At 65.1% G+C, this 11,709-nt stretch carries 5 protein-coding genes and 1 pseudogene; 4 read left to right on the top strand and 2 right to left on the bottom strand.

From position 1 onward, the window contains the following. The first annotated feature begins 41 nt into the window (after nt 1-41). Nucleotides 42-483, top strand: a pseudogene (locus tag APH27_RS26885) (transposase). A gap of 116 nt (nt 484-599) precedes the next feature. Here the strand turns inward: APH27_RS26885 and APH27_RS15810 are convergent. Next, nucleotides 600-1,937, bottom strand: coding sequence for an MATE family efflux transporter (locus APH27_RS15810; RefSeq protein WP_060485305.1), 1,338 nt, complete (start codon nt 1,935-1,937; stop codon nt 600-602). Between the two features lie 182 nt (nt 1,938-2,119). Here APH27_RS15810 and APH27_RS15805 point away from each other — a divergent pair, with 182 nt between their 5' ends. Next, nucleotides 2,120-7,021, top strand: coding sequence for an alpha-2-macroglobulin (locus APH27_RS15805; RefSeq protein ID WP_060485304.1), 4,902 nt, complete (start codon nt 2,120-2,122; stop codon nt 7,019-7,021). A 144-nt stretch (nt 7,022-7,165) separates the two neighbouring features. Here APH27_RS15805 and APH27_RS15800 read toward each other — a convergent pair whose 3' ends face one another. Continuing rightward, the gene (locus tag APH27_RS15800) at nt 7,166-7,459 is read right to left on the bottom strand and encodes a hypothetical protein (RefSeq protein WP_009685776.1); all 294 of its coding nucleotides are present in this window, start codon (nt 7,457-7,459) and stop codon (nt 7,166-7,168) included. A gap of 77 nt (nt 7,460-7,536) precedes the next feature. On the opposite strand from APH27_RS15800, the gene pbpC reads away from it, so the two are divergent. Both pbpC and APH27_RS15790 read left to right on the top strand, forming a co-directional pair. Then, a complete protein-coding gene (pbpC, locus tag APH27_RS15795) occupies nt 7,537-9,891 on the top strand; it encodes a peptidoglycan glycosyltransferase PbpC (protein ID WP_060485303.1) in 2,355 nt (784 codons plus the stop codon). Nucleotides 9,892-9,983: 92 nt separating this feature from the next. After that, entirely contained in the window at nt 9,984-11,645 is a 1,662-nt protein-coding gene (locus APH27_RS15790; protein WP_060485302.1) for a ShlB/FhaC/HecB family hemolysin secretion/activation protein, read from the top strand. Nucleotides 11,646-11,709: the final 64 nt, after the last annotated feature.

The following is an 11,709-nucleotide window of genomic DNA, read 5'->3' as shown; positions in this document are numbered from 1 at the left end:
TTCGGGTCTACCTTTGGATGCAATGTTCAAAGGAGAGCGACATGGACGGTCAAGGTAATCATCGCCTGCGCGAAGGGCGCTATTCAGAACCAGGAAGGCTCTACCTTCTCACTACAGTCACTCGCGATCGCATTCCGCAATTCGTGAGCCTACCTTTTGCCAGAGCAGTCATCCAACAGTTGCGGGTCAGCGATCAAGAGGGCAGTTGTCGATCACTCGCCTGGGTGTTTGCACTGGTTGATCGAGCTTGGTTCTACCAGTCTGGGAAATCTGGTGTGTGCCTTCAAGTCACGAAGCAGTTGTGCTCTGTATCGTACTGGGGCTGAGCGAAAACACATCTGGCAGCCTGGATTCTACGACCGAGCATTGCGCCGGGATGAAGATGTGAAGGCAGCAGCGCGATACATCATTGCCAATCCGATTCGGGCCGGGTTGGTGCAACGTGCTGGTGACTATCCACATTGGGATTGCGTGTGGCTTTGAGTCCGCAGGTGAGGGCTGCGCCCTCATTTCGCGACACAAGGCCGCTCCTACAGGGGAAAGCGAGCACTTGTAGGAGCGGCCTTGCGTCGCGAAAGGGCCGCAAAGCGGCCCCGGCTTTACTCAATCCAGCGCCCTTTTTCTTGCAGCCGCCACCCCACCCACCCCAATGTCACCGCCCGCAACGCCATGAACGCGAGGAATGCCCACCACAACCCATGGTTGCCAAACCCGCTCATGACCCCGCCCAAAGGCAATGCAATCAGCACCGACAGCACCATCGCATTGCGCATTTCCCGGGCCCGGGTGGCGCCGATGAACAGCCCGTCGAGCAAGTAGCTCCACACCGCGATCAACGGCAGCAGCGCCAGGTACGGCAGGTACGGATAGGCCGCTTCGCGCACGCTATCGATAGTGGTCTGCACGTCGATGAACAGGTGCCCGCCCAGCAGGAACACGCCGGCAAACCCCACGCTGGTGATCAGTGACCAACCGCAGGCCACCACCAGCGACCGGCGCAAGGTATCTCGATCCCGCGCACCAATGGCATGCCCGCACAAGGCCTCTACGGCATGCGCCAGGCCATCGAGGGCGTAGGCAGTGAGCAGCAGCCCATTGAGCAGCAGGGCATTGGCTGCCACCGTCGCCTCGCCCAGGCGCGCGCCCTGCACGGTAATCAGCAGGAACACCAGCTGCAGCGCCAGGCTGCGCAGGAAAATGTCACGGTTCACCGCCAGCAATGGCCGCCAGGCCTGCCAGCGCCTGAGCGCAGCCCAGGCGATCTGCCCGGGGTAGTGGCGCAAAGCTGGACGGGTCAGGGCCAGGCCAAGCAGTGCGGCGCTCCATTCTGCGATTACCGAGGCACGCGCCGAACCCAGCACGCCCCAGTTCAGGCCCAGCACGAACCACAGGTTGAGGGCGATGTTCAGCAGGTTGGTGGTCAGCAAAATCGCCAACGGCGCCCGAGCGTTCTGGGTGCCGAGGAACCAGCCGACCAGCGCATAGCTGGCCAGCGCCGCCGGCAAGCCAAGCAGGCGCGTGTGGAAGAAGTCTTCGGTGGACTGCTGCAACGCCTCGCTCGGTTGCATGGCGTGCAGCGCCAGTTGGCTGAAGGGCAGGGCAAGCAGGCCGATCAACAGGGCGAAGGCTGCGGCGAGCAGCAGGCCCTGCACCAGCACCTGGCGCAGCGCCGCGCCGTCGGCACGCCCGGCAGCCTGGGCGGCGAAGCCAGTGGCGCCCATGCGCAGGAAGCCCATCAGGCCGACCATGAAGGTGAACAGCGTGGCACCTACGGCCACGGCACCGAGCTGGTGGGCGTGGGGCAGGTGGCCGATCACGGTGCTGTCGACCAGAGCCACCAGCGGTACCGAAATATTCGAGAGGATCATCGGCGCGGCCAAGGCCCAGACCTTACGGTGGGTGGGGCGGTGCTGCCAGTCGGTGGTCAGTTGCGACATTGCAATTCCTGGGGCTGCGGGGGCCGCTTCGCGCCCCCAGTATTCGGCAGGGCGCATTGTAACGGCAAGGCAACCTATCCACGCGAACACGGTCTCACTTGCCGCATCGATGAAAGTGCCGAATGCGCCGTTGCGCTATAGTTGCTGCCCTCACGTACACGCTGCCGAAGAGTTCCCACTCCATGTTCAACAAAGGATTGTTGCTGGCCTGCGCGCTGGCCTTGCTCAGTGCCTGTGATTCCTCGACGCCGGGCAAACCCGCGCCCGCCGAAAAACCGGCAGCCAGCGCTGCGGTCGAGGCCCCGGCGCCCAAGCGCGAGGACCCTGCTGTCCTTGCCAAGCGTTACGAGGGGCGCGAGCTCAGCGTGCTGGACGTCTCGGAAGTGCAGCTCGACGGTGCCAGCACCCTGTCGATCAGCTTCTCGGCCCCGCTGGACGCCAAGCAGGACTTTGCCGCCAAGGTGCACCTGGTCGACACCGTCAAAGGCAAGGTCGACGGTGCCTGGGAACTCGCAGACAACCAGATGGAACTGCGCCTGCGCCACCTGGAACCGCAGCGCAAGCTGGTGCTGACCGTCGACAAGGGCCTGCTGGCGGTAAACGGCAACAAGCTCGACAGCGACTCGGTAAGCCGCCTTGAAACCCGCGACATGCAACCCACCGTCGGCTTCGCCAGCCGCGGTTCTTTGCTGCCCACGCGCCTGGCCGAAGGCCTGCCGGTGATCGCGCTGAACGTTGCCAAGGTCGATGTCGAGTTCTTCCGGGTCAAGCCTGAGATGCTCTCGAACTTCCTGGCCAGCTGGGGGCGCAACAGCAGCCTGTACTACTACCAGTCCAAGGAAACCCTGGACATGGCCGAGCTGGTCTACAGCGGCCGTTTTGACCTCAATCCGGCGCGCAACACCCGCGAGACCGTGCTGCTGCCGATCGCCGGGATCAAGCCGCTGCAGGCGCCGGGTGTTTACCTGGCGGTGATGCGTGCCTCGGGTACTTATGACTATTCGCAGCCGGCCACGTTGTTCACCCTCAGCGACATCGGCGTGTCCGCCCACCGCTACCGTGACCGCCTGGATGTGTTCGCCCAGGCCCTGGAAGGCGGCAAGGCACTCAAGGACGTCAACCTCGAACTGCATGATGACAAGGGCAAGCTGCTGGCCCAGGCCAAGACCGATGGCGCCGGCCATGCCCAGCTGCCGATCACGGCCAAGGCCGACACCCTGATCGCCACCCAGGGCGTGCACACCACCCTGCTGCGCCTGAACACCGCGGCCCTGGACCTGGCCGAGTTCGATATCACTGGCCCCCAGGCCAACCCGCTGCAGTTCTTCATCTTCGGCCCGCGCGACCTCTATCGCCCGGGTGAAACGGTGCTGCTCAACGGTCTGTTGCGCGACCAGGATGGCAAGCCGGTCAAGGCTCAACCGGTGAGCGTGGAAGTGCGTCGCCCAGATGAGCAGGTCAGCCGCAAGTTTGTCTGGGAGGCCGACGCCAACGGCCTGTACCAGTATCAGTTGCAACTGGCCACGGAGGCCCCGACCGGTCGCTGGCAATTGCTGCTCGACCTGGGTGGCGGTCGCAAGCAGGTGTACGAATTCCTGGTTGAAGACTTCCTGCCCGAGCGCCTGGCACTTGAGCTCAAGGGCAGCGATACACCGCTGTCGCCCGAGGAAGATGCGCGCATCCAGGTCAATGGCCGCTACCTTTACGGTGCGCCGGCTGCCGGCAATCGCCTGAGCGGCCAAGCCTATGTACGCCCGCTGCGTGAAGCGGTGCCGGCACTGCCGGGTTACCAGTTCGGCTCGGTCACCGAAACCGAACTGAACCAGGACCTGGAGCTCGACGAAGTCACCCTCGACCAGGCTGGCAAGGCCGTGGTCGATATCGAAAGCCACTGGGCCGAAGCACGTTCCCCACTGCAACTGACCGTGCAGGCCAGCCTGCAGGAGTCCGGTGGCCGGCCGATCACCCGCCGCCTCGAACAACCGATCTGGCCAGCCGAGCGCCTGCCCGGCCTGCGCGGCCTGTTCGACGGTGAGGAAACCGACAGCGACGGCCCGGTGGAATTCGAATTCCTCGTGGCCGACCGCGCCGGCAACAAGCTTGCCGCCAACGACCTGAAAGTGCGCCTGATTCGCGAGCGCCGCGATTACTACTGGAACTACTCGCAGAGCGATGGCTGGAGCTACAACTACAACGAGAAGTTCCTTACCCAGAGCGAGGAGACCATCAGCGTCAAAGCAGGCTCGACGGCCAAGTTGAGCTTCCAGGTGGAGTGGGGCCCGTATCGCGTCGAGGTGGAAGACCCTGAGACCGGGCTGGTTTCCAGCGTGCGCTTCTGGGCCGGTTACCGTGCCCAGGACAACGCCGAAGGCGGCGCGGTACGCCCGGACCAGGTAAAGCTGGCGCTGGACAAACCCGCCTATGCCGATGGCGCCACCGCCAAGGTCACCGTGACCCCGCCAGCAGCCGGTAGCGGCTACCTGATGGTCGAGTCCAGCGATGGCCCGTTGTGGTGGCAGGAAATCGAGGTGCCCGCCGAGGGCAAGACCTTCGATGTGCAGCTGGACAAGCAGTGGGCACGCCACGACCTGTACATCAGCGCTCTGGTGATCCGCCCGGGTGAGCGCAAGGCCAATGCCACGCCCAAGCGCGCCGTCGGCGTGCTGCACCTGCCGTTGGCGCGGGCCGAGCGCAAGCTCACGGTCAGCCTGCAGGCGCCGGAAAAGATGCGCCCCAAGCAGCCACTGACGGTGAAGATCAAGGCCGCCAATGCCGACGGCAGCGTGCCGAAGCAGGTGCATGTGCTGCTGTCTGCGGTCGACGTGGGCATCCTCAACATCACCGACTTCAAGACCCCCGACCCGTTTGCCAGCCTGTTCGGCCGCAAGGCCTATGGCGCCGACCAGCTGGACATCTACGGCCAGCTGATCGAAGCCGGCCAGGGCCGCCTGGCCAGCCTGGCCTTCGGCGGTGACGCGGCGATGGCCAAAGGTGGCAAGCGCCCCAATACCACGGTGACCATCGTTGCCCAACAAAGCCTGCCGGTGACCTTGAACGACCAGGGTGAAGGCGAGGCGACGGTCGATATTCCCGACTTCAATGGCGAGCTGCGGCTGATGGCCCAGGCCTGGACCGACGAACACTTCGGCATGGCCGAGGGCAAGACGGTGGTGGCAGCGCCGCTGATCGCCGAACTGTCGGCGCCGCGCTTTCTGGCTGGCGGTGACCGCACCAGCCTGGCGCTGGACCTGGCCAACCTATCGGGGCGTGCCCAGCAGTTGAATGTCGAGGTCAGCACCGAGGGCCAGCTAAGCCTGACGGCCAGCGGCCAGCAGGCTGTCGCCCTGGCCGAAGGCCAGCGCAGCACGCTGCTGATCCCGGTGCAGGCCCTGGGTGGCCTGGGGCAGGGCAAGGTGCAGGTGCGGGTCAATGGCCTGCAACTGCCGGGCGAGCCGGCGACCACCTTCGAACGCCAATGGACCCTGGGTGTGCGCCCGGCTTACCCGGCGGTGCTCAAGCATTACCGCGTGGCCCTCAAGGACCAGCCATGGACCTTGCCGGAAAGCGACCTGGCCGCCTTCGAGCCAGCAGGCCTGGAGGCGAGCCTGGCGCTGTCGAGCCGCCCACCACTGAACCTGGCCGAGCAGATCCGCGCCCTCGAAGCCTACCCTTACGGTTGCCTGGAGCAGACCACCAGCGGCCTCTACCCATCACTGTACGCCGATGCCGCCAGCCTCAAGCGCCTGGGCATCAAGGGTGAACCGGCCGAGGTGCGCAAGCGCAAGATCGAGATGGGCATCGAGCACCTGTTGGGCATGCAGCGCTATAACGGCAGTTTCGGCCTGTGGAGCTCGGATGGTGAAGAGGAATACTGGCTGACCGCCTATGTCACCGACTTCCTTCAGCGTGCTCGCGACCAGGGCTATGGCGTGCCGGCCGAGGCCTTGAAGAAAGCCAACGAACGCCTGCTGCGCTACCTGCAGGAACGCAACCTGATCGAAGTCGACTACAGCGAGAATGCCGAGCACACCCGCTTTGCCGTGCAAGCCTATGCCGCGCTGGTGTTGTCGCGCAGTCAGCAGGCACCGCTGGGCGCCCTGCGCAGCCTGTTCGAGCGCCGTGCCGATGCACGCTCCGGCTTGCCGCTGGTACAACTGGCGGTGGCGCTGGACGCAATGGGCGACAAACCCCGTGCCGAGCAGGCGCTGCAAGCTGGCCTGGGTATTAGCCGCAGCAAAGGCTGGATGGCTGACTACGGCAGCAGCCTGCGCGACCAGGCGCTGATCCTGGCACTGCTGCAAGAGAGCAAGCTGGCCGGCAACCAGGTCGATCAGCGGCTGTTTGCCTTGTCGGACGAACTGGCGGCCAACCGCTGGTTGTCGACCCAAGAGCGCAATGCCTTGTATCTGGCAGGCCGTGGCCTGCTGGGCAAGCCGGAAGCGCCGTGGAGGGCACGCCTGGACAGTGCCGGTGAAGTGCGTGAGTTCAACAACGTCGAAGCAGGCATGAAGCTCGAAGGGCCGTTGCTGGCTTCGCCGCTGAGCGTGCAGAACGAAGGCAGTGAAACGCTCTATCAGCAATTGACCCTGTCGGGTTACCCACGTCAGGCGCCTGTCGCGGGTGGCAATGGCATGGAGATCCGCCGTGAGTACCTGGGCATGAACGGCCAGGCGCTGGACCTGCATAACCTGCGCAGCGGCGACCTGGTACTGGTGCACCTGGCACTCAAGGCCACCGATCGCGTGCCGGACGCCCTGGTAGTCGACCTGCTGCCTGCGGGCCTGGAGCTTGAGAACCAGAACCTGGCGCAGAGCGCTGCCAGCCTGGATAACGCCAGCAGCGCGGTGAAGCAGTGGCGTGAATCGATGCAGAACGCCAGCGTGGTGCATCAGGAGTACCGTGATGACCGCTACGTCGCAGCCCTCAAGCTCGACGGCTATGGCACCACGCACCTGTTGTACCTGGCCCGGGCGGTAACCCCGGGTACCTACCGGGTGCCGCCGCCGCAGGTGGAATCGATGTACCGGCCGAACCTGCAGGCGGTGGGGGATGGGCAAGGTGAGATGACCGTCAAAGCCAGATAGAGCAGTTGCGCGTCTGTAGGAGCGGCCTTGTGTCGCGAACGGGCTGCGCAGCAGCCCCACGGACTCAGCGGCGTCGCCGATATTGCCGGGGCCGCTTTGCGGCCGTTTCTCGACACGAGGCCGCTCCAACAAAAGCCCTGCCGTTCAATGTATGACCCAGCTCATCACCCACAGCCCAAGCACCAGCCAGATGATCCCGAGAATGATCGAGGCGCGCATGAAGGCGCGGATTGCCGAGTACAGCAGCATCAGGCCGATGATCAAGGCGAGGATGCTGACCAGTGAGGTATCCATGCCCAACGTGCGCGCCAGGCCATCGATGAAATTGCCCCCGGCATTGGCCAGCAGGTTGAACAGGCCGCTCAGGGCATCGACGATGAAGCGGATCAACGACCCCAGTGCCTGGCCAAGCCACTCGAAAAAACCTTCTACATGCATAGTTGCTTCCTGATGAACGAATCGGCGAGTTTGCCGTTCCCAAGCCTTTGGCCATCACCTGGCCAGGTCGGTTCCCGATGCCAAGCTTAGCGCGGCCACGCACCCGAGCGGGAAGGGTTGTGCGCGCAGTGGCGATCAGCCTGCTGTTGCTGCTCGGCCTACTGTGGCTTGCCGACCGCATCTGGCCGCTGCCGATGCCAGGCAACGACCTGGCACGGGTGGTGCTGGCCGAGGACGGCACACCGCTGTGGCGCTTTGCCGATGCCGATGGCGTATGGCGCTACCCGATCACCCCGGAAGACGTTTCGCCGTTGTACCTGCAGGCCCTGCTGACCTACGAGGACCGCTGGTTCTACCGGCATCCGGGGGTCAACCCGCTGGCCTTGGTGCGCGCGGCCTGGCTCAACCTGCGCGGCGGGCGAGTGGTGTCTGGCGGCAGTACCTTGTCGATGCAGGTGGCGCGCCTGCTCGACCCACACGACCGCACCTTGGCCGGCAAGCTGCGGCAGCTTTGGCGTACAGCGCAGCTGGAGTGGCACCTGTCCAAGCGCGAGATCCTGCAAATCTACCTGAACCGTGCCCCGTTCGGCGGCACCTTGCAGGGCGTTGCCGCAGCCAGTTGGGCTTATCTGGGCAAGTCGCCGCAACAGCTCACGCCGGCCGAGGCAGCGTTGCTGGCGGTGTTGCCGCAGGCACCGAGCCGCTTGCGCCCGGACCGCCATCCCGCGCGTGCCCAGCGTGCCCGCGACAAGGTGCTGCAGCGCCTGGACGAGTATCAGGTGTGGCCAGCGCAGCAGATCAAGGAGGCAGCCGAAGAGCCGCTGCTGCTGGCCCCGCGTCAGGAACCCGCGCTGGCGCCCTTGCTGGCACGCCGGCTGAACACCCCCGACAGCCCGACCTTGATTCGCACCACGCTCGACGCCTCGCTGCAACGGCGCCTGGAAGACCTGCTGCTGGGCTGGCGCGCGCGCCTGCCGGAGCGCACATCGGCGGCGATTCTGGTGGTCGAGGCGCAGACCATGGCGGTACGCGCCTACCTCGGCTCGATCGACTTGAGCGATGAGCGCCGTTTTGGCCATGTCGACATGGTCCGCTCGTTGCGCTCGCCAGGCTCGACGCTCAAGCCGTTTCTTTACGGCTTGGCCCTGGATGATGGCCTGATCCACTCCGAATCGCTGTTGCAGGATGTGCCGCGGCGCTACGGCGACTATCGCCCCGGTAATTTCTCGATGGGCTTCAGCGGCCCGGTGTCCGCCAGTTCGGCGCTGGCGCTGTCGCTCAACCTGCCGGCAGTGCAGTTGCTCGAAGCTTATGGGCCCAAGCGCTTCGCCGCGCAGTTGCGCATGGCGGGTGTACCGCTGGCGCTGCCGCCGCTGGCCGAGCCCAACCTGGCATTGATTCTGGGCGGTGCTGGTAGCCGCCTGGAGGACCTGGTCGGCGGCTATGCGGCACTGGCCCGAGGTGGCAACAGCGCACAGGTGCGCCTGCAACCGCAGGATCCGTTGCTGGAACGGCGGCTGATGTCGCCGGGAGCGGCCTGGATCATCCGGCGCATCCTCAGTGGCCAGGCGCGGCCCGACCGCGACCCGCATGCCGAACTGGTGCAGCGCCCGCAATTGGCCTGGAAGACCGGTACCAGCTATGGCTTTCGCGATGCCTGGTCGATCGGCGTAGGGCCGCGCTACCTGATCGGGGTGTGGATTGGCCGCCCCGATGGTACACCGGTGCCCGGGCAGTTCGGCCTGGCCTCGGCGGCCCCGCTGATGTTGCAGGTGCATGACCTGCTGAGCAACCGCGACAGCCAGCGGGGTATCCGGATGCCGGTGGAGCCCGTGCCCGCAAGCGTGGGTGTGGCTGCCATTTGCTGGCCGCTGGGCCAGCCCATGAACCGACAGGACCCGAACTGTCGGCGCCAGCGTTTTGCCTGGACCCTCGATGCCACCACACCGCCGACCCTGCAGGCAGCCGATCAGCCGCTCGGCCTGGGGTTGCGCGAGCGTATCTGGGTCAATGCCCAGGGCCTGCGCGTGGATGGCAGTTGCCCAGGCGCCAAGGTACTCGACGTTGCCTTGTGGCCGGCACCGTTGGAGCCTTGGTTGCCCCGCGTCGAGCGGCGGGCGATGCGCCTACCGGCGGTGGACCCCGGCTGCCCGCCACAGGTACCGGCCAACGCGCCGCCGCTGTCCATCGTCGGTGTGCGCCCCGGCGACAACCTGCGGCGCCCGGCCACCAGCAGCGAACCTTTACAGTTGCACGTCTCTGCCCTCGGCGGTGGCGGGCGCCGCTGGTGGTTCCTCAATGGCCAGCCGCTCGGCGAAAGCGAGGGGCAAGACAGTGTGCTGGTTCGCTTCGAACAGGCCGGGCAGTTCGAGCTCAGTGCCTTGGATGAAAGCGGAGAAACGGCGCGAGTGGCGTTTCAGGTCAACGAGTAGGCGTTCGACGTTTAACGGTGCAACACCTACGCTTGCAGTGACGGGTAAGGCCGGCCGACGCCCCCGCTACCCAAGGGATTGTGGAGCGTCCTATGCGTCTTCTGCTGATGCCTGTTTTGCTTTCGTCCTGGGCCAGTCTGGTGATCGCCGAGCCATTGCCGGTGTTTCTCGATGGCCATGAATACGAGCGCCGTCTGCCCGGCGCGAACCTGCCGATCGAGGCCTACCGCCCATTTGCCCCAAGCCTGCACCTGGCATCGCCCAGGGCTGCGACCGGCACGTTGCCGCTGAAGACCCGCTTCGTGTTGCATAAGGTGCGCTTCGAGGGCGGTACGGTCTATCCGTTGAGCGAGCTGCGCGAGCATTACCAACCATTGATTGGCCACGAAGTGAGTGTCGGCGAGTTGCAGCAGCTCACTGAACGCCTGACCCTGCGTTATCAGCATGATGGCTACTTGCTGTCGCAGGCATACTTGCCTGATCAGGATTTTGCCGATGGTCGCGTGCACGTCGTGTTGGTCGAGGGGTATGTCCACGAGGTTCGGCGTGACGGGGATATCGGACCCGCTGGCGCTTACCTCGACCAGTTGCTGCAGCGCCTGCAGGCAGAGCGCCCGCTGACCCGAGCGACGTTCGATCGGTTCATCGGCTTGGCCCAGCGAATACCCGGCGTGACGCTGCAGGCAGATTTGACCCGGGCCGAACGCGGCGAGGGCGCCACGCGGCTTACCGTCAATGCCTGGCGCAGGCCCTTCGATGCGGCGCTGACCCTTGGCGATGGCAGCCGCGACAGCCTGCAGGGGCTTATCACGGTTGCCAGCAATGCCCAGACCCGCTTTGCCGAACAGTTGACGGCCAGCGCGCTGCTGCCACCGGGTGATGATTACGCCGAATACCAGCGCCTCGAGTACAGCCAGCACCTGGATGCGCAGGGCAGCCAGGTGCTGTTATCGGCCGCGCGCTACCGCAGCGAGCCGCGCACGCCTGTGCGCCTGGAGCACGGTTCGCAGTTCTTCCAGCAGATTGAAAGCGAGCGTTATGCGATTGGGCTTGGCCAGCCGGTGATCGTCGCACCCGATGAATGGCTGGCGGTGACTGGGCATCTTTATTCGGTCAGTGAGCATGACGAAGATCGCTCTGGTGGCCTGGGGCGCAACGACACCTACGTACGTGCGCTGTCTTTCGAAGGCGATTGGCGCAAGATCGAGCCTGGGCGGCTACGCAGGGTCAGCGCTGGGGTGTACCAAGGGCTGGATTATCTGGGCGCACGCAGCGATGCCGATTACGACATGGACTTTCTGCGTTTTCGCGTCGCCGGCTTGCAGAGCGACCAACTGTTGCAGCGCTGGAAGGGCGTGCTGTCAGGCGCCTTGTACTGGACCGACGACCGGCTGCCCGACAGTGAACGTGCGGTTTTTGGCGGGCAGTACTTCGGCCATGGCTACCCGCAGGACCAGGCCGCTGGGGACAAAGGTTGGGGCGTGGCGTACGAGCTGAACTACAGCATCCGGCCCGGCGCTGGTGGGGTCAGGCTGGTGCAGCCTTATGCGCTGCTGGATGCTGCCCAGGCCTGGTACAACGGCGGGCCATTCGAAGATACCAGGATGCGTTCGGCAGCCTTGGGTGTGCGGCTTGGGGATGGGCGATACGGCAATGTGGCAATGGAGGTGGCCAAGCCTCTGGCGGACGTGGCGTTGGATAGCATGAGCCGAAAGCCGCGCTGGAGGGTGAGCTTCAGCTATTTGTTGGAGTGAATGCAGGCTCCGCCAGCCGACTGATCAGCAGCTATGGAATTCCCACCAGACAGCGCTATCCCTT

It is taken from the genome of Pseudomonas sp. NBRC 111123, assembly GCF_001320205.1.
Classification (GTDB): Bacteria; Pseudomonadota; Gammaproteobacteria; order Pseudomonadales; family Pseudomonadaceae; genus Aquipseudomonas; species Aquipseudomonas putida_J.
This window is presented reverse-complemented; position numbering and strand designations above follow the sequence as displayed.